Annotated in this window: 17 protein-coding genes; 12 read left to right on the forward strand and 5 right to left on the reverse strand. The window is 69.9% G+C overall.

The window, feature by feature from the left end; all coding sequences use genetic code 11:
* Positions 1-12: 12 nt before the first annotated feature.
* Positions 13-693 carry a YqaJ viral recombinase family protein gene (locus BJP65_RS12965; RefSeq protein ID WP_070409418.1) on the reverse strand — a complete coding sequence of 227 codons (681 nt, stop codon included), beginning with the start codon at positions 691-693 and terminating at the stop codon, positions 13-15.
* A 103-nt stretch (positions 694-796) separates the two neighbouring features.
* Here BJP65_RS12965 and BJP65_RS12970 point away from each other — a divergent pair, with 103 nt between their 5' ends.
* The 5 genes from BJP65_RS12970 (at position 797) to BJP65_RS12990 (ending at position 8140) form a co-directional block, all read left to right on the forward strand.
* Positions 797-1198: a hypothetical protein gene (locus BJP65_RS12970; protein WP_156784895.1), complete on the forward strand. Its 402-nt coding sequence runs from the start codon at positions 797-799 to the stop codon at positions 1196-1198.
* Positions 1199-1494: 296 nt separating this feature from the next.
* Positions 1495-2346, forward strand: coding sequence for a hypothetical protein (locus BJP65_RS12975; protein ID WP_156784896.1), 852 nt, complete (start codon positions 1495-1497; stop codon positions 2344-2346).
* Between the two features lie 419 nt (positions 2347-2765).
* On the forward strand, positions 2766-3281 hold the full coding sequence (gene rplJ, locus BJP65_RS12980; RefSeq protein ID WP_055838805.1) for a 50S ribosomal protein L10: 516 nt from the start codon (positions 2766-2768) through the stop codon (positions 3279-3281).
* A 38-nt stretch (positions 3282-3319) separates the two neighbouring features.
* On the forward strand, positions 3320-3706 hold the full coding sequence (gene rplL, locus BJP65_RS12985) for a 50S ribosomal protein L7/L12 (protein ID WP_055838803.1): 387 nt from the start codon (positions 3320-3322) through the stop codon (positions 3704-3706).
* Positions 3707-3970: 264 nt separating this feature from the next.
* The gene (locus BJP65_RS12990) at positions 3971-8140 is read left to right on the forward strand and encodes an ExeM/NucH family extracellular endonuclease (RefSeq protein WP_258027474.1); all 4170 of its coding nucleotides are present in this window, start codon (positions 3971-3973) and stop codon (positions 8138-8140) included.
* Between the two features lie 51 nt (positions 8141-8191).
* Here the strand turns inward: BJP65_RS12990 and BJP65_RS12995 are convergent, their stop codons facing one another.
* A complete protein-coding gene (locus BJP65_RS12995) occupies positions 8192-9202 on the reverse strand; it encodes a LacI family DNA-binding transcriptional regulator (RefSeq protein ID WP_055938591.1) in 1011 nt (336 codons plus the stop codon).
* A gap of 238 nt (positions 9203-9440) precedes the next feature.
* On the opposite strand from BJP65_RS12995, the gene BJP65_RS13000 reads away from it, so the two are divergent.
* From BJP65_RS13000 to BJP65_RS13010, 3 genes are all read left to right on the forward strand, one after another.
* Positions 9441-10772 carry an ABC transporter substrate-binding protein gene (locus BJP65_RS13000; RefSeq protein ID WP_055838797.1) on the forward strand — a complete coding sequence of 444 codons (1332 nt, stop codon included), beginning with the start codon at positions 9441-9443 and terminating at the stop codon, positions 10770-10772.
* 277 nt (positions 10773-11049) lie between these two features.
* Positions 11050-12246: a carbohydrate ABC transporter permease gene (locus BJP65_RS13005; protein WP_055839543.1), complete on the forward strand. Its 1197-nt coding sequence runs from the start codon at positions 11050-11052 to the stop codon at positions 12244-12246.
* Positions 12243-13220: a carbohydrate ABC transporter permease gene (locus tag BJP65_RS13010; RefSeq protein WP_070409421.1), complete on the forward strand. Its 978-nt coding sequence runs from the start codon at positions 12243-12245 to the stop codon at positions 13218-13220. The genes BJP65_RS13005 and BJP65_RS13010 overlap by 4 nt, the downstream gene beginning before the upstream one ends.
* A gap of 479 nt (positions 13221-13699) precedes the next feature.
* On the opposite strand, the gene BJP65_RS13015 is transcribed toward BJP65_RS13010, so the two are convergent.
* Positions 13700-14371: a DUF305 domain-containing protein gene (locus tag BJP65_RS13015; RefSeq protein ID WP_070409422.1), complete on the reverse strand. Its 672-nt coding sequence runs from the start codon at positions 14369-14371 to the stop codon at positions 13700-13702.
* Positions 14371-15078 carry a DUF3105 domain-containing protein gene (locus BJP65_RS13020; RefSeq protein WP_055838789.1) on the reverse strand — a complete coding sequence of 236 codons (708 nt, stop codon included), beginning with the start codon at positions 15076-15078 and terminating at the stop codon, positions 14371-14373. The genes BJP65_RS13015 and BJP65_RS13020 overlap by 1 nt, the downstream gene beginning before the upstream one ends.
* A 232-nt stretch (positions 15079-15310) precedes the next feature.
* Here BJP65_RS13020 and BJP65_RS13025 point away from each other — a divergent pair, with 232 nt between their 5' ends.
* The 3 genes from BJP65_RS13025 to BJP65_RS13035 all read left to right on the forward strand — a co-directional run bounded on the left by BJP65_RS13025 (position 15311) and on the right by BJP65_RS13035 (position 19412).
* Entirely contained in the window at positions 15311-16648 is a 1338-nt protein-coding gene (locus tag BJP65_RS13025; RefSeq protein ID WP_181015933.1) for a multidrug effflux MFS transporter, read from the forward strand.
* Positions 16649-16744: 96 nt separating this feature from the next.
* Positions 16745-17446: a phosphatase PAP2 family protein gene (locus tag BJP65_RS13030; protein ID WP_055938579.1), complete on the forward strand. Its 702-nt coding sequence runs from the start codon at positions 16745-16747 to the stop codon at positions 17444-17446.
* A 10-nt stretch (positions 17447-17456) separates the two neighbouring features.
* Positions 17457-19412 (forward strand): helicase HerA-like domain-containing protein, encoded by a 1956-nt coding sequence (locus tag BJP65_RS13035; protein WP_070409423.1) that lies wholly within the window; start codon positions 17457-17459, stop codon positions 19410-19412.
* Positions 19413-19627: 215 nt separating this feature from the next.
* Here the strand turns inward: BJP65_RS13035 and BJP65_RS13040 are convergent, their stop codons facing one another.
* Positions 19628-21097, reverse strand: a complete 1470-nt coding sequence (locus BJP65_RS13040) for an MFS transporter (RefSeq protein ID WP_055938575.1) — start codon at positions 21095-21097, stop codon at positions 19628-19630.
* 201 nt (positions 21098-21298) lie between these two features.
* On the opposite strand from BJP65_RS13040, the gene BJP65_RS13045 reads away from it, so the two are divergent.
* The gene (locus BJP65_RS13045) at positions 21299-22897 is read left to right on the forward strand and encodes an SDR family oxidoreductase (protein WP_070410008.1); all 1599 of its coding nucleotides are present in this window, start codon (positions 21299-21301) and stop codon (positions 22895-22897) included.
* Positions 22898-22943: the final 46 nt, after the last annotated feature.

Consider the following 22943-nt stretch of genomic DNA (forward strand, 5'->3'; position numbering starts at 1 on the left):
TTGCGTCCACTATTAATCGAGGAGCGCCAGGGCGCGGTACCTCTCGGTCGGTTCCGCCCGCACGGGTTCGGGGCGCGGCTGACGCGTCTGCATGGTGCGGTGGTAGAGCTCGTCGATGAGCGAGGTCGCCAGGCCCACGAGCTTCGCGATCTCGCGTTCGTCGCGGTCGATCCACTGGCAGCGCGGTTCGTCGCCGACGGGGACGAAGGCGTCGTGCTGCTCCCAGGCGACGAGCGTGCGTTCCGCGCCGAGCACGTGCTGCTGCCACCAGATCTGGCGCATGTACGTACGGGGGATCGAGCGCCACGCCTTGTTCGTCGTCTTGATCTCGGCGAGCACGATGCGCCCCTCGCCGTCGACGACGACGCCGTCGGGGGTGGCCAGGTGACGCTTCTCGACGACCGCGTGGTAGAGCGCCGACGAGGGGCGGATGCCGTGGGTCGCCGCGACCCACGCGGCGATCTCGGGTTCTCGCCGACGGCCGTGCGCGGTGAAGGCGTTGCCCGAGAAGTTCGAACCCATGAGCTTGGCATCCGCGGCACGCGAGATGGCGTTGTGGCTCGTCAACGCGGCGACGTCGGTGGCCGTGATCCCGCGCGAGCGGGCCCGGATCCAGGCGACCCGATCCCGCGAATCGGCGACGATGCGGGCGTCGAGGTCGGCGCTGCGAGAGGCGACGAGCTCGGGGGACATGCGTTCGACCCTAACCCCGTGCGCCCGTGGATCGGATGCGAACCCCGGCGCGTCGGCATCCGGGGTCTTGTCCTCGAAGTAAGGGTGACCTAAGTTGATCGTCATGAGTTCGGATGCCGTTTCGCTGCGCCGCCCCGACGGGGGCCGCTGGTGTGATCTCGAGGGTGCTGTGCTGCTCGGTGGTGACGCACGGAACCTCCCCGAGATGCGGCGTATCGCCGCCGCCCTCTCGCCCGCCGCGCACCTGACGGTGCTGGTCGAGGTGTGCGGGTCGGATCAGGTGGGCGTCATCGACGCTCGCGAGGGGCGGGTGAGTTGGCTCGACCGCTCGCTCGAGAATGGGCTGCGGCCGCGCGGAGAGCGTCTCGCGCAGGCGATCCACGCCTGGTGCGCCGAGTGGGCCTGCGGAGACGACCCGGTGTGCACCGTCTGGCTCGGCGCCCGCACGCCGTCTCGCATCGTGCGGATGACCCGGGCCCTGCTGCCCGAACCGCGCGTGTCCTGACGCGGGGGAGTCCGGCCCGCCGTCGGGGCTCCCCGCGGCGGGGGCGCGGTGGCCGCGGTTCGGTGGGGGCGCACGTCCTCGTGCGGGTAGGTGGGCCTCCTCCCGCGCGCGCCTGTGGAAAGACACCGACGCTCGGATGTCGGAGTCGGCAGTGTGGACGCATGCAGGCGGAATCACCGATCGAACACGCTCGGCGGTCGCTCTTCTCCAGATCGGAACTGCGCGAGCGCGGTGTGTCCGAATCGGAGCTGAGGAAGGCCGGCGACGGCGGCGCGTGGTCACGAATCGAGCCCGGGGTGTACATCGCCCGCGACGAATGGGCAGCAGCGCGGCCAGCCGACCGCCACCGCTTCGCGATCCTCGCCGCCGTCCGCAGGGCGCGCGATGCCGGCGGGGTGGTCTCCCACCTCTCGGCGGCCGTTCTGCACGGTCTGCCGCTCTACCGCTTCCGCGGCGGACCCGTGCACGCGATGGTTCCGCGCTCCGCCCATCCGCCGAGTGGTCGCGCACTGCGCCGGCACACAGGCGCCCTCGACCCCCAGGATGTCGTCGTCGTCGACGGGATCCGCTGCACCTCGCTCGGGCGGACGGTCTTCGACATCGCCTGCACCGAGCCGCGGGAGATGGCGTTGAGCTGCGCCGATGGGGCTCTTCGTCGCGTCGCTGTGCACGGCCGGCGGTTCGACTCCGACGCGCAGACCCTCTGGCGTGACGTCATGCGCGAGCGCGTCGTGAGCGCGCGGGGTCGACGCGGGGTGCGCGAGGCCGCCTGGGTCATCGAGTTCGCCGATGGAAGGGCGGAGTTGCCGGGTGAGAGCGTGAGTCGACTGCAGCTGCACCGGCTCGGTTTCCGCGACATCGACCTGCAGGTGGCGGTGGAGGGCCCGCGGGGGTCCGCGTATTTCGTCGACATCGCGCTGCGTGACGTGCGGACGTTCTGGGAGTTCGACGGTGAGGTGAAGTATCGGGACCCCTCCCTCCGCAGAGGTCGTTCCGTCGAAGACGTCGTCCTGGACGAGAAGCGACGCGAAGACTGGATCCGCGGTGTCACGCAATGGCGATTGTGTCGCGGCGGCTTCGCCGACATCGCCTCGCCGGAGGCGCTCGCCGCCCGCCTGGCGGCGTTCGGGGTGAGGCCGCCGAGATGATCGGCGAGGACGTATTCGCTCGTCGAGGACGCATCGGTTCGGCATCGATCGGATGCGTCCTCGACGAAGCAGTGCGTCCTCGGTGCTCGAGCGTCGCGGGGCGAGCGGGCGGGCCGGCGGGGCGGGGCAGGGCGAGCGAGGCGGGGCGGGTGGCGTGCGGCGTGCGGGCGGATTGGCGAAGGGAGTCGGCGTCGGGTACAGTGGGGGCAAGCCAAAGACCGTCGGTTATCGGAGTGCTCGCATTCTGATCGAAGCGTCTGCTGAGAAGCAGAGAACCTACGCAGGTCACTTGAACTCCTCCCGATCGGGAATCCGAGCTCCGTGCGCCTGCGCCGGAGCTCTTCTTTTTTGCCCAGACCCCGGTGTCTTCGGCCGGCGCCCCGTCATCGCGGAGCGCCTCGTATACACAAGGAGTGGCCATGGCGCAGAAGGATGCATCGGTCGCCGAGCTCACGAAGCATTTCGAGAACTCGACCGCCGTTCTGCTGACCGAGTACCGCGGTCTGACGGTTGCCCAGCTCAAGCAGCTGCGCAACGACATCCGTCAGGACGCGGATTACGCCGTGGTGAAGAACACGCTGACCAAGATCGCCGCGGCAAACGCGGGGGTCACGGGACTGGATGACGAGCTCAAGGGCCCGTCTGCCATCGCGTTCGTGCACGGCGACCCCGTCGCCGTCGCGAAGGGCCTGCGTGCCTTCGCCAAGGCTAACCCTCAGCTCGTGGTGAAGGGCGGCTACTTCGATGGCGCCGCTCTGACCGCGGATGAGGTCAACAAGCTCGCCGATCTCGAAAGCCGTGAAGTCCTGCTGGCGAAGCTCGCCGGTGCGATGAAGGCAACGATGACCAAGGCGGCATACGTCTTCCAGGCGCTTCCGTCGAAGGCCGTTCGCACGGTCGACGCGCTGCGCGAGAAGCAGGACACCGCGGCCTGACCCGGCCCGGCTGATTAACCCGATCAAGGAGATACAACATGGCTAAGCTCAGCACCGAAGAGCTTCTCGCGGCGTTCAAGGAGCTCACGCTCATCGAGCTGTCCGAGTTCGTCAAGGCGTTCGAGGAGACCTTCGACGTCACCGCTGCCGCCCCCGTCGCGGCTGCCGGCCCCGCCGCCGGTGGCGCTGCCCCCGCCGAAGAGGTCGAGGAGAAGGACTCGTTCGACGTCGTTCTCGAGGCCGCCGGCGACAAGAAGATCCAGGTCATCAAGGTCGTCCGCGAGCTCACCTCGCTCGGCCTCGGCGAGGCCAAGGCCGTCGTCGACGGTGCTCCCAAGGCCGTGCTCGAGGGCGCGAACAAGGAGACCGCCGAGAAGGCCAAGGAGGCCCTCGAGGCTGCCGGCGCTTCGGTGACCCTCAAGTAATAACGCTTCACCGTCGCGGCGACGCGACCACACGAGAGCCCGGATGCCATGGCATCCGGGCTCTCGTCGTCTCACCCGCGCGTCGTCTCGGTGGGGGAGTCGCGATCGGTCGGAAACACTTCGCGCCGACGGCTTCACCGTTCACACGATGGCAACGAATGAAGCCTGGGAATTCCTGATGAGGTCGTCTACGGTCGAAGAGACCCCCCGTCGATCCCCCCACCCGACGATGACCGTCGGATTCGCAGGAGACCCATGTCCCCCATGCCTTCTCAGCGTCCCTCGGGCCGCACCGCGACCGCGCTGAGCGCGGCGGTGGCCGCCGCCCTCCTGGGTTCCGCCCTGGTCGCCCCGGCTGCTTCGGCGGCCCCGATCGACCCCGCGGCGCCCTCGCTGCCGGTCGTCGAGACGGCTGCCCCCGACGCGTCGGACACCGCCGCCCCCGGCGACGTCGTGCCGCAGCCGGACACCGCGCAGACCGCCTCACCCGCCCCCACGCCGGCGGATCCGACGACGCCGGAGACGGCGGCTGCCGAGCCTCCCGCCGCCGGAGTGGCCGCGGCGGCGGAGGTCACCGCCATCCGCGACATCCAGGGCGAGGGCGACACCACCCCGCGGGACGGGCAGTCCGTCACCACGCGCGGCGTCGTGACCGCCGCGTACCCGACCGGCGGATACGACGGGTTCTTCCTGCAGACCGCGGGCACCGGCGGCGACCTGGGCGCCGATCACACGGCATCCGACGCGATCTTCGTCTACGGCTCCCGCGCGGTGGCCGAGGTCGCGGTCGGCGACCACGTCGAGGTCAGCGGAACCGCGAGCGAGTACAACGGCCTCACCCAGATCGTCTCGGACTCCGACCTCGTCACGGTACTGACCGACGCGGCCGAGCCCGTCACCCCGGCGACCGTCGCGTGGCCGCGGACCGACGAGGAGCGCGAGCGCCTCGAGGGGATGCTGCTGGCACCACAGGGCGACTTCACCGTCACCAACACCTACAGCACGGGCCAGTACGCCGAAGTGGGCCTGGCCGCGGGCACCACTCCGCTCCTCGCCCCCACCGAGGTCGCGCGCCCGGGCACCGCCGAGTTCGACGACGTCGTGGCCGACAACGCCGCCCGCGCCGTGGTCCTCGACGACGGAGCGTCGCTGAACTTCCAGCGCTCGGCCACCGATGTGCCGCTGCCGTACCTGTCGCTCACCGACCCGGTGCGCGTCGGCGCTCCGGCGTCGTTCACCCGGCCGGTCGTGCTCGACTTCCGTAACGACGCGTGGAAGTTCCAGCCCACCGGGCAGCTCACGGTCGACAACGCCGCCGACGTGCAGCCGGCGACCTTCGAGAACACGCGCACCGCACGGCCCGCCGACGTCGGCGGCACCGTACAGGTGGCCAGCTTCAACGTTCTGAACTACTTCACCACCACCGCCGAGGACGTCGGCTGCGATTCGGTCTACACCGACCGCGAGGGCAACCCGATCACGGCCAACCGCTGCGCCGAGCCGGGCCCGCGCGGAGCAGCCAACGACGAGAACCTCCAGCGCCAGCAGGCGAAGATCGTCGCCGCTCTGAACGCCCTCGACGCGGAGGTGGTCTCGCTCGAAGAGATCGAGAACTCCGCCGCTCTCGGGAAGGACCGTGACGAGGCGCTCTCGACCCTCGTCGGGGCGCTCAACGCCGACCTGGGCGAGGACGCCTGGGCGTTCGTCGCGTCGCCGACCGCGCTGCCGGCGTCGGAGGACGTCATCCGCACCGCCTTCATCTACAAGCGTGCGGCGGTCGTGCCGGTCGGCGACAGCGTCATCCTCGACGACCCCGCGTTCGCCAACGCGCGACAGCCGCTGGCCCAGGCCTTCGCGGCCGCCGGCGACGACGACGCGTCGTTCCTCGCGATCGTGAACCACTTCAAGTCGAAGAGCGACAGCGATCCCGCAGCCTCGGGCGACAACGCCGACGGCGACCAGGGCGCCTTCAACGGCGACCGCGTGCGTCAGGCGCAGGCGCTCGTCGACTTCGCCGCCGCGCGCACCGCGGACACCGGCGTCGACGAGGTGTTCCTGCTCGGCGACTTCAACGCGTACACGCAGGAGGACCCGATGCAGGTGCTCCGCGACGCGGGGTACGCCGATCTGGGGTCCACGACCGGCAAATACACGTACTCGTTCAGCGGTCAGTCCGGCTCGCTCGACCACGTGCTGGCGTCTCCGGCCGCGCAGGAGCTCGTCACGGGCACCGACGTCTGGAACATCAACGCCGGTGAGGCTCTCGCGCTGGAGTACAGCCGGTACAACGCCAATGTGCGCAACTTCTACGACGCGTCCCCCTACCGCTCCAGCGACCACGATCCCGTGGTCGTCGGGCTCGACCTGTCGGGGACGACCGAGCTGAACCTGCTCAACATCAACGACTTCCACGGGCGCATCGACACCAACACCGTGAAGTTCGCCGGCACGATCGAGCAGCTGCGGGCCGAGAAGGGCGAGCAGCGGTCGCTGTTCCTCTCCAACGGTGACAACATCGGCGCGTCGCTGTTCGCCTCGGCCAACGCCGACGACGCGCCCACGATCGACGTGCTCAACGCGCTCGGGCTCGCGGCATCCGCCGTCGGCAATCACGAGTTCGACAAGGGCATCGACGACCTGACCGGCCGGGTCACCGAGCGTTCCGCGTTCCCGTACCTGGGGGCGAACGTCTACCGGGACGGTCGACCGCTGCTGCCCGGCTACGAGATCGTCGAGGTGAACGGACTGCGCGTCGGCGTCGTCGGCGCGGTGACCGAGGAGACGGCGTCGCTCGTCAGCCCCGGAGGGATCGAGGGCCTGGAGTTCCGCGAGCCCGTGGCCGAGGTGAACCGCGTGGTCGCCGAGATCCGCGATCAGGTCGACGTGCTCGTCGCCGAGTTCCACGAGGGCGCGGCCCAGGGCGACGCGGCGGGGACCACCCTCGACGACGCGATCGCCGCGGGCGGGGCGTTCGCCCGCATCGTGACCGAGACCGATGCCGACGTGGATGCCATCTTCACCGGCCACACGCACGAGGAGTACGCGTGGGAGGCCCCGGTTCCCGGCGGTGACGGGACGCGTCCCGTGCTGCAGACCGGCAACTACGGCGAGAACATCGGCCAGGTCGTACTGACGATCGATCGCGAGAGCGGCGACGTCGTCGACCACGAGGCTCGCAACGTTCCGCGCCTGGCGGCCGAGGTCGTCGAGGACGACCCCGAGCAGACCGCCGAGAACAGCGCCGCCCTCGACGCCGACCTCATCGCGACGTACCCGCGGGTGGCCGAGGTGGACGACATCGTCGACCGTGCCCTGGCCGAGGCCGACCTCGTCGGTTCCCGCCCGGTGGGATCGGTCACGGCCGACATCACCACCGCCTTCCTCGGCGGGGCGTACGTCGACGGCGTGTACACGGGCGGCCAGCGCGACGACCGGTCGCAGCAGTCCGCGCTCGGCAATCTCGTCGCCGACGCGCTGCTCGACACGCTCGACGACCCCGCCCGCGGCGGGGCCGACATCACCGTGGTCAACCCGGGCGGCCTGCGCGCCGAACTGCTGCGCGGCGACGACGGCGTGATCACGTTCGCCGAGGCGAACGCGGTGCTGCCGTTCGTGAACAACCTGGGCACCACCACCCTCACCGGCGATCAGCTGCGCCGCCTGCTCGAGCAGCAGTGGGGCGACGAAGCGGGCCGTGCCGCGACGCTGGCGCTGAGCGTGTCCGAGAACCTGCGCTACACCTACGACGCCACTCGGGCGCCGGGGCAGCGCATCTCGGGCCTCTGGGTCGACGATGTCGCGGTGGATCCCGCGGCGTCGTATCGCGTCGGCTCGTTCAGCTTCCTGCTGCAGGGCGGTGACGCGTTCACCGTGTTCGACGAGGGCACGGAGCCGCGCGACTCGGGTCTCATCGACCGCGACGGCTGGATCTCGTACCTGTCGGCCCATCCGGGCCTCGCGCCGGACTTCGGTGCCCGCGCGGTCGAGGTGACGGGTGCGCCGACCGAGGTCGTCCGCGGCGCCGAGACGTCGTTCACGGTCTCGGGGCTCGACCTGACCTCGCTCGGCAGCCCCGCCGCCACCGAGGCCACGGTGATGGTCGGTGCGGGAGAAGCCCAGACGGTGCCCGTCCGCGACGGCGTCGCCCAGGTCACCCTCACGGTGCCCGTGGACGCCCCCGCCGAGGTCGGCATCCGCCTCGTCACGGCCTCGGGCTCGACGGCCACGGTGCCCGTGCGGGTCGTGGACGGTGCCGATGACGCCCCCTCGGGTCCGGGGGACTCCGGCGGCGGCGAGGCCGGCCCGGGCGCTCCCGGATCGCTTCCGCGCACCGGTGCGGACACGGCGTGGATGGGCGGCGGCGTGCTGGCGGCCCTCGCGCTCCTGGGCGTCGGTGTGGTGCTGCGTCGTCGCGGAGTGCGCCGGGCGGACTGAGCCGAAGAAGCACGGGACCCCGGATGCCACGGCATCCGGGGTCCCGTGCTGTCAGGCGGGGCGCGGGGGAGCGGTGGAGGATCGCACCACCAGGCGGGTCGCCGCCTCGGTGCGTCGCGGGGGCTCGCTGGTGCCCTCGATCATCGACAGCAGCATGCGCGTCGCCTCGACGCCCTGGTCGAGTGGGAACTGCTCGACGGTGGTGAGGGCGAACATCTCGGCGTAGTCGTGGCCGTCGATGCCGACGACGCTGAGCTGCGTCGGAACGGAGATGCCCATGCGACGCGCGGCGATGATGACGCCGATGGCGACCTCGTCGCACGCGGCGACGACGCCCGTGGGGCGGGAGGCGGCGTCGGCGAGGAACGAGGCGGCGGCCGCGTACGCATCGGTGATGGTCAGCGTGGACGGGACGTTGCGGATGCGGACGGCGAGTCCGTGGTCGTTCATGGCCTTGCGGTAGCCGATGGAACGCTCGTCGACGTCTTTCGCGGGGGCATCGCTGGGCGGCGTGCTGCCGACGAACGCGATGTCGGTGTGTCCCAGGGCGATGAGGTGCTGCGTGATGATGCGCGTGATGGCGATGTTGTCGAGGCCGAGGGTGGGAACCCCGGCGAGGGCGTTGCCGATGCTCACGACGGGTTTGCCGATGTTCGCGAGGCGTTCCAGATCGGCGTCGTCGGGTTCGAGGGCGACGGCGATGATGCCGTCGAAGCGCTTTCGGGCGAGGTAGGTGGAGTACAGGCTCTCGCGGTCGTTCGATCCGGGTTCGGCGACGTACAGGGTCACGTCGTACCCGCGGGGGATGAGGGTGCGCTCGACGCCCTCGACGATCGCGCCGAAGTACCAGCGGTTGACCTTCGGCACGATCAGGGCGATGGTGCTCGTGCGGCCGGTCGCCAGACTCACGGCGCTCGTGGAAGGGACGTAGCCGAGCGACTCCGCGGCGTCGGCGACGCGCCGACGCGTGTCGTCGGAGACGTAGCCGCCGCCGGTCAGTGCTCGGCTGGCGGTCGACTTGGACACGCCGGCCAGGCGTGCCACATCGGCGATTCCGCTCATCGTGTGTTCCTCGGGGTCCGATCGACATCGGTGTCGACGTCGAAGAAGAGTATCCGACAACGCGCTTTTGTGGAACCGGTTCCCCGCGATGCTTCCCCCCGGTTCTTCGCGTTTTTCCGCCAGTTATGCGTTCGTGATCTTTCGGCGTTGCGTCTCGTCGGGTTCTCGCCTACGGTGATCTGGAATCGGTTCCTGACAGGTTCCGATGCACCATTTGAACTCGAAGAGGAGAGACCACATGGGTATGTCACAGCGGTATCGCCTGCTGGCGCCCGTCGGGCTGCTGGCGGTCGGTGCGATTGCTCTCGCGGGCTGCGCCGAAGGCGACAGCAGCGGCGGCGGGAGCGGATCCGGGGGCGAGACGACCGTCCGCATCTCCGGCGGCATCACCGGCACCGAGGCCGACGCGCTGAACCAGAGCTTCGACCAGTTCACCGCGGACACGGGCATCAAGGTCGTCTACACCGGCGACAAGAGCTTCGAAGGCAACGTCGTGACCAAGGTCTCGGGTGGCGACGCCCCCGACATCGCGATCGTTCCGCAGCCGGGTCTGCTCAAGACCCTGATCGGCACCGGCGAGGTCCAGAAGGCGTCCGACGCCGTCTCGAGCAACGTCGACGAGTACTGGGGCGAGGACTGGAAGTCCTACGGCACCGAGGACGGCACGTTCTACGCCGCTCCCATGCTCGCCAACCTCAAGGGCTACGTCTGGTACTCGCCGGCGAAGTTCAAGGAGTGGGGCGTCGAGGTTCCCAAGACGTTCGACGAGCTGCTCACGCTCACGCAGACCATCCAGCAGAAGTCGGGCTCCGCACCCTGGTGCGCGGGCTTCGCCTCGGACGCCGCATCGGGCTGGCCCGGAACGGACTGGATCGAGGACATGGTCCTGCGTCAGTCCGGCCCCGACGTGTACGACCAGTGGGTGGCGAACGAGGTCAAATTCACCGACCCGCAGATCAAGGACGCCTTCGACGCCGTCGGCTCGATCCTGCTCAACCCGTCGTACGTCAACGCCGGTTTCGGTGACGTCAAGAGCATCAACTCGACCGCGTTCGCCGACGTCGCCGCCAAGGTGGCCGACGGCAGCTGCGCGATGACCCACCAGGCGTCGTTCCTCTCGGCGAACTTCCTCACGGTCACGAACGCGGCGGGCGAGACCCCCACGATCGCCCCCGACGGCGACGTGTACGCGTTCCTGCTCCCGGGCGTGAAGGAAGGCGAGCTGGCGGTCGAGGGTGGCGGCGAGTTCGTCGCGGCCTTCTCCGACGACGAGAGCGTTCAGAAGGTCGCCGAGTTCATGTCGACCCCCGAGTTCGCCGATGCCCGCGTCAAGCTCGGCGGCGTCATCTCGGCCAACAAGGGCGCCGACCCGTCGCTCGCCTCCAGCGAGTTCCTCACCGAGGCGATGAAGACGCTGCAGGACCCGAACACCACGCTGCGTTTCGACGCGTCCGACCTCATGCCGGCCACCGTCGGTTCGGGTTCGTTCTGGAAGGGCATGGTCAGCTGGATCGACGGCACGCCCACCGACGAGGTGCTCAGCAACATCCAGGCCGGCTACGACAACTAGCCGTTCCTGACGAGACCGATGGGCCGTCCGCGATGCGGGCGGCCCATCCGGTCCCGTCCTTCATCATCGCCCTCTCGCTCGGGCGTCAATCGATGAGCACGAAGGCGTGTTCGGGAGGGAAGTCATGACCGATATCAAAAACGCGGAGAAGGCGCCGGCGGCCTCGCCGGCGGGCCGGACGAAAGCGACACCGTCGCGCGGCTCCGCGCACAACCACCGGACCACGGTCATCGTGGTCTCCGTCGCCCTCATCCTGGCGGTGGCGCTCTTCCTCTTCATGGTGACGCGTCCCGCGGCAGAGACGCGACCCACCACCCTGGGCTTCTCGCTCAACAGCTTCTTCACCTGGCTGGGCGGACTCAACCCGCTCGCGCAGATCCCGCTCGTCCTCCTCGCCTTCGGCGTCGTCGTCGGACTGCTGCTGCTGCTCATCGAGTACGCGCCACGCGCGGGCAAGGGCTACTTCTGGCTCCGCCTGGTGGCGTGCTTCGCCATCCCGGTGATCGCCTTCATGCTGCTGCGTCCGTACCAGAACGCCGTGATCTACGTGCTCGGCATCGCGGTGCTGCTCGGCGCCGTGCTCTTCTACGCGGACTACCGGTCGCGTCAGGGGGCCGGGTACCTGTTCCAGCTCATCCTGTTCGCCGCCCCGGCGTCGATCCTGCTGCTGCTGGGGCTCGTCTACCCCGCTATCACCACGTTCTTCCAGTCGTTCTTCGACAAGACCGGTGACAACTTCGTCGGGTTCGAGAACTACATCTGGACCTTCACGAACCCCGAGGGCTTCTGGTCGGTCATCAACACCCTCATCTGGGTGCTGCTGGCGCCGACCATCGCGACGGCCATCGGCCTCGCATACGCGGTGTTCATCGACCGCGCGGCCGGTGAGAAGTACCTCAAGGTCCTCATCTTCATGCCGTTCGCCATCTCGTTCGTCGGTGCCGGCATCATCTGGAAGTTCGTCTACGACTTCCGCCAGGACAACCAGATCGGCATCTTGAACGCCATCGTCACGGCGTTCGGCGGTCAGCCGGTGTCGTGGCTGTCGGCGGCGCCGCTGATCAACACCCTGCTGCTGGTCGTGGTCTTCATCTGGAGCCAGACCGGCCTCGCCATGGTCATCCTCTCGGCGGCGATCAAGGCCGTTCCGACGGAGCAGATGGAAGCGGCAGAGCTCGACGGCGCGAGTGCCTGGGAGCGGTTCATCAACGTCACCGTCCCCGGCATCCGTTCGTCGCTGATCGTGGTGCTGACCACGATCGCCATCGGTGCGCTCAAGATCTACGACATCGTCGCGGTCATGACCGGTGGACGCAACGACTCGACCGTCCTCGCCTTCGAGATGGTCAACCAGCAGCAGCGGTTCCAGAGCTACGGCCACTCCGCGGCGCTGGCCGTGGTGCTGTTCCTCTTCGTGCTGCCGCTGATCATCTTCAACGTGCGCCAGATCCGGAAGCAGAGGGAAGTGCGATGACCATCGGAGTAGATGTCGTCGAGCCGATCGTCGATTCACGTTCGGCCCGCCAGGTCGAGCGCGACACGCGCCGGCACGAGAAGACGGCGCAGAAGCGCCTCACGTCCAAGGGCGCGACGATCGCGGCCGTCGTCATCGCGTTCTTCTGGACGATCCCGACGTTCGGCCTGTTCATCACGTCGTTCCGCCCCGGCTCCGACACGCAGTCGACCGGTTGGTGGACGGTGTTCACCGACCCCAGCTTCACGCTCGAGAACTACCGGCTCGCGCTGACCTCGGGCGGTACCGCCCTGACGCTGGCGTCGTCGTTCCTGAACTCGCTGGCGATCACGATCCCGGTGGTGCTGTTCGCCCTCGCGATCGCGTCGCTCATCGCCTACGCCTTCGCGTGGATCGACTTCAAGGGCCGCAACTTCTTCTTCATCTTCATCTTCGCGTTGCAGATCGTGCCGCTGCAGATGGCTCTCGTGCCGCTGCTGACGCTGTTCTCGCGCGGACTGACGATCAACGAGGTCACGATCTTCCCGGGCTTCGACCTTCGCGGGGTGGAGCACAGCTTCGCCACCGTGTGGATTGCGCACGTGATCTTCGCGATGCCCCTGGCGATCTTCCTGCTGCACAACTTCATCGCCGAGATCCCGGGTGAGGTCATCGAGGCGGCTCGCGTCGACGGCGCCGGACACGGGCAGATCTTCTTCCGCCTGATCCTGCCGCTCGCGGCTCCCGCTCTGGCGTCGTTCGCGGTGCTCGAGTTCATCTGGGTGTGGAACGACCTGCTGGTGGCGACGATCTTCGCGCCATCGTCCTCTCTGCCTCTGACGCAGTCGCTGAACTCGCTGTCGGGCACCTGGGGCGACCAGTGGTTCCTGCAGTCGGCCGGAACGTTCATCTCGATCCTCGTGCCGCTGCTGGTGTTCTTCCTGCTGCAGCGCTTCTTCGTGCGCGGCCTGCTGGCGGGTGCGACGAAGGGCTGAGCCCGACTCCGGCGAAGGGGCGCGGCATCCATTCGGGTGTCGCGCCCCTTCGGCGTTTCGAGCGGATGCCGCGCCGCCCGCCGCCCGCCGCCCGCCCCGCGCCGCCCGCCGCCCGCCGTGCGCCGCCCTCCGCATAAACGCTGTTCCTGCGCATAAACGCGGCGACGGAGCGTTTACGCGCAGGAACAGCGTTTATCGCGGTGGGCCGGGTGTGCCCGAGGCGCGGCTGCCCGGCGCGGCTGCCCGACGCGGCCGCGCGGGACTGCGGCGCGGGACGGCTGCGCGAGGCGGCTGCCCGACGCGGCGGCGCGGGGCTGCTGCGCGGGGCTGCTGCGCGGGGCTGCTGCGCGGGGCTGCGGCGCGGCTGCTCGGCGCGGCGGCGGACGCAAACGGCGCCGACCGGGAGCGGCGGGAACACCGTGCGCACGCGGTGTCCGCTGCGGATCGCGGCGCGGCTCAGACCGACGGACGGCCGTGCGTCAGGCGCTGCAGCCGAGGCGTGACTGGATGTCGCGCATCGCGTCGATCTCGGCGGACTGACCGCTCACGATCGTGCCGGCCACCTCGGCCACGCGGGGCTCGTCGCCCAGCTCGATGACGGCCTGCGCCATGGGGATCGCGCCCTGGTGGTGGCGGATCATCAGCTCGAGGAACAGGCAGTCGGCGGGCTGTCCCTCGAGGGTGCGGAGTCGGTCGAGCTGCGCGTCGGTGGCCATGCCCATCTCGCCGAGCAGCTGCTCCTGCGTGAGGGCGGAGGTGTCGCCGTGGCTGTGCTCGCCCGACTTCTCCATCCACGTCATGAGCGGCTGGTCCGAGGCTTGGGGCAGACCCCACTCGACGAGCCAGCCGTACATCTCGCCCCGCTGACCGGACTGCGTGGTCGCGATGTCGTACGAGAGGGCGCGCAGCTCGTCGTCGGCGGTCTTGCGATAGATCTCCATGGCCATGAGCACCGCCTGGGTGTGGTGCACCTGCATGTCGCGGGCGAAGCCGGCGTCGGCGGAGGTCGTCGAGGGGTGCGCCGGCGCGGCCGTCGCGCCGAACGCCGTGAAGCGTCCGATCGCGAAGGCCACGGCGACGACCGCCACGGCGATGAGGGCGACGACGGCCCACCGGACCGCGGGGCGTGCGACCGGGGCGTCGTCGGTCATCAGGCCTTGCCCGGACCTTCCACGCCACCCGAGCACGCGGCGTTCGGCTCGGGGGCGTTCTGGCTGCGCCAGAACTCGGTGAAGAACTCTCCGATGCGCGGGTCGCTCGGATCGTCGAGCTTCAGCTGGTGGTTCCAGGCGCTGACGGCGACGGGGGTGTCCATGTCGGGGTACGGCGAGAGGATCGCGTAGCTCGAGGGCAGAACCGCCTTCAGGGCGTCGATGCCGGCCTCGTCCACGCGGGCGGGGTCGTAGGTCACCCAGATGGCGCCGTGCTCCATGGAGTGCACGGCGTTCTCGTTCTGCTGGGGCTCGGTGTAGACGCCGCAGTTGAGCCAGATCGGGTTGTGCGGGCCGCCGGCGGGAGGGGTCTGGTCGTAGGTGACCGCATCTTGCACGTGATCGGAGCGGTTCTCGAAGGTCTGCACCCCGTCGATCTCGCGCCCGGTGCTGTTGCCGGCCTGGTAGCTCGTGGGGGGCTCGGGGGCGAAGGCGAAGGATGCCACGACCAGGCCGATCACCGCGAGGGCAGCCGTGGAACCGACGACCCACCAGACCAGCTTTCCGCGCTTTCGGCGCGCCATCTGCTTCTGGTACTCGGCGAGCTTCTGCTGCCGTTTCTGCTCGCGCTGCTGCTTGACGGTGAGGTCGATGTCGGCCTGCTTCGCGGGGTTGCCGCTCGCGCGCTTGTCGGAGGGGGAAGTCATGCGCTGTGTTCTGTCTCTCTTCGGGGCGGGACACATCGGCATGCGCCGACGATCCCAGCCTATTCGGGTGAATGGGCCGGTGGCCTGGGAGGAACCCGCGAGCCGGGATGGTGGCGCACGGGGTGGGACGCTAGTATTAACGACGTCGAATCGATTCGAGGTTCGACGATCCCCCCTTTTTTTCTCAGCCCGACTCGTTCGGGCTGTCCGTGTTGCGAAACGAAACTGACGCGTGCTCGATACTGCTTCCCACCCCGTGATCCCCGCAGCGGCTTCTGCCGCGCAGACCCCCACCGGCGCCATCCGCGCGCTGGGCAAGAACCCCGCCACCGCACCGATCGTGCTGCACCCGGGCGACGCGATCCCCGCGTCGCGCCGCGTGCTGTACATCATCGTGCTCGGCGCACTGACGGCCCTCGGCCCGTTCACCATCGATCTCTACCTGCCGGCGTTCCCGGTTCTCGAGGCCGATTTCCAGACCTCGGCGGCGGCGATCCAGCTGACCCTCACGGGCACGATGATCGGCTTCGCCCTCGGCCAGCTGATCGTCGGGCCCCTCAGCGACAAGGTCGGACGCCGTCTTCCCCTGCTGTCGGTGACCGCCCTGCACGTGGCCGCGAGCATCTTCGCCGCCCTCGCACCGACGCTCGAGACGCTCTCGATCGCGCGCGTGCTGATGGGCGCGGGCGCCGCCGCCGGCGGTGTCGTCGCCGCGGCGATCATCCGCGACCTCTTCGGCGGGCGCCGCCTGGTAGTCATGCTCTCGCGCATGGCGATGGTGTCGGGCGTCGCACCCGTGCTGGCTCCGCTCGCGGGTTCCGCGCTGCTGCTGGTGATGAACTGGCGGGGCATCTTCGTCGTGCTCGCCGTGTACGGCGCGGTCATGCTCGTGTCGGCCATCCTGTTCGTGCCCGAGACCCTTCCGGCGGCCCGCCGCGGCGGCCCGGGAGCCACCACGGTGTGGCAGCGGTACGCGAGCGTCTTCCGCGACCGCGTCTTCATCGGCGTGCTGATCATCGGGGCGATGACCTTCAGCGGTCTGTTCTCGTACCTCTCGGCGTCGTCGTTCCTGTTCCAGGTGACCTACGGCTTCAACGCCCAGCTGTACGGCGTGCTGTTCGCGGCCAACTCGGTCGGCGTGGTCGTCGGCGTGCAGGTCGCGTCACGTCTCGCGGCCCGGTTCGGCCCCCAGTGGGTCATGGCCTTCTCGACCGCTGTCCTCGTGCTCGCCGGCGGTGCCATCGTGGTGACCGACCAGCTGGGACTGGGACTGTGGGGGACCATCGTGCCGCTGTTCTTCTTCATGACCGCGTGCGGCTTCACCTTCCCGTGCGCACAGGTGCTCGCCCTCGACCGGCACGGCAAGGCCGCGGGGACGGCGCAGTCGATCATCGGCGCGGCCAACTTCGGCATCGCCGGCATCATCTCGCCCCTCGTCGGGCTGCTGGCCACCGGATCGGGCATCACCGCCACGACCATGGCATCCGTGATGCTCGGGTGCGCGGTCATCGGCGTGATCTCGCTCTGGGTGCTCGTGCGCCCGCGCACGGTCGAGCGCCTCGCGCCCTGACCGCCCGGCGACACCCCGCCGACACCGGCGGCCGCGAACAGTAGCAGAGCGGGCGTCGGTGTTCCGCGTGGCCTCGGCGAGCGGCATCATGGGTCAATGGATGCCGCTGCGACCGACGACCCCGTTCTCGATGCGCGCCCGCAGCGGTTCCGCGCCGTCGTCGGAGTGGTGCTGGTGGCTGTGGCGTGCGGCCTGGGGGCGTGGGTGTACTTCCGCGGTCCGAGCCCGTTCGCGGTGGACGTCTGGTGGAACCAGTTGTTCGCGGCGGCTCCGTCGCAGCCGCTGTTCGTCTTCGCGCTCGCGATGGACCAGGTGGGCGGTCACCTCACCGCCGTGCTGATCATTCCGCTCGGAGGGGCGCTCGTGCTGTTCCTGTCGCGGCGGCGATGGTCGGCACTGTACTTCCTGACCGCGTCGGCGGGCAGCGCCCTGTTCGTGCAGGTGCTGAAACAGACCTTCGGTCGCGCTCGTCCCGAAGACATCCTCATCCTCAGCGACTACGGCTCCTTCCCCTCGGGTCATACCGCGAACGCCGCGACGATCGCGGTCGTCGCCGCGGTGATCTTCCCCCACGCCTGGGTGCGCGTGGTGGGCGTGGCCTGGATCGTGCTGATGGCGTTCAGCCGCACCTACCTGCACGCGCACTGGCTGTCGGACACCCTGGGTGGCGCGCTGGTGGGAGCGGGGGCGGCGCTCATCCTGGCCGCCGCGTTCTCGCGGTTGCGGTACCGCGACGCCGACCGACTCGTGATGAGACGCGCGCGCCGGGCGGATGCCGGGACGCGGGGCGCGTCGTAGGCTGACGCGCATGAGCGCCGCCGCTGACGAGACCCCCGCTTTCTCCGACGCCGACGCCGAGGTCGCCCGTCTGAGGGCCGAGGCCGATGCCGCCGAGGCCGAGCTGCGACTCGCCCGTGCGCGCGCCGACCTGGCCGCGGCCGAGGCGACGGCTGCCCGTGCGCGCGCGGCGGCGGCATCGGCGCGGCCGGTTGGGGAGCCCGCGGCGGCGCCCGAGGTCGTGCCGACGACGACGGCACCCGCTCCGGCCGGGTCTGCGGCGCCCGGGCGGTCCGACCCCTCCGCGTCGCCCCGCACCGCCCCACCCGCGGACACCTCGGTCGGATCCGCCGCGTCGGGGCCGCTGTCCGACGCCCAGGTCGCCGCCGTCGCCGCGGGCTACACCGCCGACGGTGCGACCCTCGACCTCGGCGTGCTCATCAATGGCGGGCCGGTGGCATCCGTTCCCGTGCGCATTCCGCTGGCGATGACGAACCGCCATGGTCTGGTCGCCGGCGCCACCGGCACGGGCAAGACGCGCACCCTGCAGTTGCTCGCCGAGCAGTTGTCCGAGAACGGGGTGCCCGTGTTCGCCGCCGACATCAAGGGCGACCTCTCGGGTCTGGCCGCGCCCGGGACGCCGAGCGAGAAGCTCGCCGCGCGGACCGCCGCCCTCGGTCAGGACTGGTCGGCGCGGGCGTTCCCGACCGAGTTCTTCGCGCTCGGCGACGACGTGGGCGCGGGCATCCCCGTGCGGGCGACGGTCTCGGGCTTCGGACCGCTGCTGCTCAGCCGGGTGCTGGGCCTGAACGCGACGCAGGAGTCGAGCCTGGGACTGGTGTTCCACTACGCCGACGAGAAGGGGCTCGCCCTCGTCGACCTGTCCGATCTGCGGGCGGTGCTGCTCCATCTGACCGCAGACGAGGGCAAGGCCGAGCTGAAGGGCATCGGCGGGTTGTCGGCCGCGACGGCGGGAGTGATCCTGCGCGAGCTCATCGCGTTCGCCGCGGCGGGCGCCGAGACCTTCTTCGGCGAGCCCGAGCTCGACGTGAGCGTGTTCCTGCGCACCGATGCCACGGGTGCCGGCATCGTGAGCCTGCTCGAAGTGCCCAACGTGGCCGCGCGACCCGAGCTGTACTCGACGTTCCTCATGTACCTGCTCGCAGAGCTGTACGAGACGCTCCCCGAGGTCGGCGATCTCGACAAGCCCAAACTCGTGTTCTTCTTCGACGAGGCGCACCTGCTGTTCCGCGACGCGTCGAAGGCGTTCCTCGCCGCGATCACCCAGACGGTGCGGCTGATCCGCTCGAAGGGCGTCGGGGTCTTCTTCGTGACCCAGACGCCGAAGGACGTTCCCGGTGACGTGCTCGCCCAGCTGGGCTCGCGTGTTCAGCACGCCCTGCGGGCCTTCACCCCCGACGATGCGACGGCGCTGCGGGCCTCGGTGCGCACGTACCCCGACTCGGGCTACGACCTCGAACGGGTGCTGCAGGAGCTCGGCACGGGCGAAGCGATCATCACCGTCATGAGCGAGCGCGGGGCGCCCACCCCGGTCGCCTGGACACGCCTGTTCGCCCCGCGGGCGTCGATGGCGCCGATCAGCGCCGACGCGATGGCCGCGGCGGTCTCGTCATCGCCCCTCTTCTCGACCTACGGCACCCCCGTCGACCCCGAGTCCGCGCGCGAGATCCTCGGCGCACGCCTGCAGGCCGCGACCGACGCGCAGGAGGCCATCGAGCGGGCGAAGAAGGCCGCCGCCGACCAGGCCGAGTTCGCGAAGCAGAAGGCCGCGATCGACAAGGCACGCGCCGACGCGCAGAAGAAGGCGCAGCGCGAGTACGACCGGATCCTCAAGACCACCGCGGCGCCGCGCCGCCGGGCGAGCACCCCGACGGCGCCTCTCGACGATCTGCTGGGGCGCGGGGCGACGAAGAGCATCGTGTCGGGGGTCATCCGCGGACTGTTCGGCAACGGGCGTCGGCGCTGAGGCCCCCCCGGGCTGATGGCGGGCGGCGCGGGACGTCGTCGGCCCGGCACAACCTCAGTGATTCGCGCAAAGTCGGCGGAGTTCGGGGGTTTCCGGCTGAGCGAACGCGAATCGCTGACCTTCTGCACGGTGTCGCGGCGCCGTTGCGCCGAGGGGCGAACGACGAACGGGGAGGGATGCCGTGACCTCCGGCATCCCTCCCCGTTCCGGCGCGGCTACGAGCGGCGGATCTGCAGCGGCATGGTCGAGGTGTCGATGAGCGGGTCGTCGTCCTGCCGCTCGACGAGGGCCTCGGCCTCGGCCGTGGTCTCGACGGTGGGCATCGATCCGAGCAGCGGTCGGCGGGCCGTCTCGCGCATGGAGAGAAGGGCGACCAGCCCCAGAGCGGCGAAGAACATGATGTAGAACGCCGGCATGAGGGTGTTGCCGGTCAGGTCGATGAGCGCCTGACTGAACAGCGGGGTGGTGCCGCCGAACAGCGACACGGCGATGTTGTAGGCGACGGCCATCGCCCCGAACCGCGACGCGGTGGGGAACAGGGCAGGCAGAGCGGATGCCGAGATGGCGACGTAGAACGCCACCGGCACCGCCGCCATGCACAGGGCGATCATCACCGCCCACAGCTCACCGATCTGCATGATGAGGAACGCCGGAACCAGCAGCACCAGGGCGGACACCGCGGCGATGGCGTACACGGGCTTGCGGCCGATCCGATCGCTCAGGCGACCGATCAGGGGGAGGGCTGCCGACATGACCAGCAGAACCGGCACGGTCGCCACCGCGGCCGACAGGTTGGATACGCCCACCTCTTTCTCGAGATAGGTCGGCATGTAGCTGGTGAGGGCGTATCCGGCGGTGTTGGTGGCGGCGACGAGGGCGATACCGATCAGGAGCGCTCTCCAGTGGTGCCGCACGATGCCGATCAGACCCTGGCGGGCCATCGGGTCGTCCGCATCGATCTCGGCCGAGCCGGTGTGCTCGAAGGCGGGCGTCTCGGGAATGCGCAGACGGAAGTAGATCGCGACGATTCCGAGCGGGATCGCCAACAGGAACGGGATGCGCCACCCGTAGTCGACCATGGCGTTCTCACCCGAGATCGAGGTGGTGATCGCGGTGGTGATCGCCACGGCCGAGGCGCCGGCGGCGAAGCCGACGTACGACCCGACATCGAGCCACGACGACCAGAATCCGCGCCGGCGGTCGGGCGAGAACTCCGAGACATAGGTGGTCGCCCCGGCGTACTCGCCGCCGGTCGAGAAGCCCTGCACCATCTTGAGCAGGTACAGGGGGACGATCGCCCACAGCCCGATCTGCGCGGAGGTGGGGAGGATGCCGATGAGCGCGGTGGCCGCGGCCATCATCGCCATCGTGAGGAACAGCACTTTCTGGCGGCCGATGCGATCGCCCAGCGGGCCGAGCACGAAACCGCCGAAGGGGCGGACGAGGAAGGAGATGGCGAAGCCGAGCAGCGTGACCAGCAGGTTCCAGGGGGCGGGGACGTCGGAGGCGAAGACGACGGTGAGCGTGACGGCGAGGTAGCCGTAGATACCGAAGTCGAACCACTCCATGAAGTTGCCGACGACGGTGCCGCCGATGGCGGTGCGGACGCGCTTCTTGTCGATGACGATCACGTCGTCGACCTCGAGCCGCGCGGCTTCGGATGCCGAGGGGGGTTTCTCGTTCATCGGTCCAGCTTCACTCGGATCGGCTTTCGTTTCCAGTCCGGGCGCTGCGCGCGAGCGTGTGTTAGCGGAAGGTCAGCACCCGATCGCCCCACTCGCGGCGGGGTGCGCGTCGAGCGGACCGGAACGATCCGGCGGCACGCGCTCACCCTCGCGTCCGTCAAGCCCCCGGTGATGTCGGATGCCGCGCGTACCGTGGCGGGCATGACCGAGCTCTCCGCCCCCACCGGCCGCGAAACCGCGCTCGTCGCCCAGCCCCGGCCCGACGGCTCGGCCCCTCGCGCCCTGGTGTTGGGTGCCACCGGATATCTGGGCGGTCGACTCGTTCCCCGACTGCTCTCGGCCGGCTACCGCGTGCGCGTGATGGCGCGCGATCCGCGCCGCGTCGAGGCGTTCCCCTGGGGTGACGAGGTCGAGACGGTCGCCGGCGACGCGACCGACGCCGATGCGGTCCGCAGCGCCGTCGAGGGCGTCGACGTGCTCTACTACCTGATCCATTCGATGGGCAGCGGCCGCGACTTCGAGGCCACCGACCGGCGCGCGTCGCAGACGGTCGCCGACGCGGCGGCGGCGGCCTCGGTGTCGCGCATCGTCTACCTCGGCGGACTGCACCCCGACGACGCCACGCTGTCGGCGCATCTGCGCTCGCGCGTCGAGGTGGGCGACATCCTGCTGGCCAGCGGTGTGCCCACGCTCGTGCTGCAGGCGGGCGTCGTCATCGGCTCGGGCTCCGCCTCGTTCGAGATGGTGCGCCACCTCACCGACGTGCTGCCGTACATGCCGGCACCCAAGTGGGTGCGCAACCACATCCAGCCGATCGCCGTGCGCGACGTGCTGCACTATCTGCTCGGAGCCGCTCGGGTCGCGCCGAACGTCAACCGCGCCGTCGACATCGGCGGCCCCGACGTGCTGCGATACGGCCAGATGATGAACGGCTACGCCCTCGAGGCCGGCTTGCACCAGCGCGCGATCGCCTCGTTGCCCGTGCTCACCCCGCGACTCGCGTCGCACTGGGTCAATCTCGTCACCCCCATCCCGAAGGCCATCGCACGGCCCCTGGTCGAGTCGTTGCAGAACGACTGCGTCGTGAAGGACCGGGCGATCGACGACCTGGTGCCGCGTCCCGAGGGGGGTCTGCTGCCGTACCGCGACGCCGTCCGCCGCGCCCTCGGACGCGTGAACGACGACGCCATCGAGACCAGCTGGCAGGATGCCGAGGTCTCGGGCGTTCCGAGCGACCCGCTGCCGAGCGACCCCGACTGGGCCGGACGCCTGGTGTACACCGACGAGCGCACCATGACGACGACGGCGAACTCCGCGCAGCTGTGGTCGGTCATCGAGGGCATCGGCGGCGAGAACGGCTGGTACTCCTCGCCCCTGCTGTGGGCGATCCGCGGGTGGATGGACCGCCTGGTCGGTGGGGTGGGCCTCGCCCGCGGTCGCCGTAGCCGCTCGGTCGTGACCGTCGGCGACGCGCTCGACTTCTGGCGCGTCGAGGCCATCGAGCCCGGCCACCTGCTGCGCCTGCGCGCCGAGATGAAGGTGCCCGGGGGAGCCTGGCTCGAACTGCGCGCGACCCCCGAGGGCGACGGAGCGCGCTTCGACCAGCGCGCGCTCTTCTTTCCGACCGGTCTTGCCGGGCGCCTGTACTGGCTGGCCGTGCTGCCCTTCCACGGCCTCATCTTCAGCGGTATGGCCCAGCGCATCACCGCTGCTGCCGAGCACGTGCAGCGCGATAATCCGGAGCCGAAGGCCGAGGCGGGTCGCATCGCGCCCGAGGTCCCCGAGGTCGAGACGGTCTGACGATGCTCTCGTGCGCGTCTCGCGTCTCGTCGCGCTCGTCGGGGTC

Origin of the sequence: Microbacterium sp. BH-3-3-3 (genome assembly GCF_001792815.1) — a bacterium.
GTDB lineage: Bacteria > Actinomycetota > Actinomycetes > Actinomycetales > Microbacteriaceae > Microbacterium.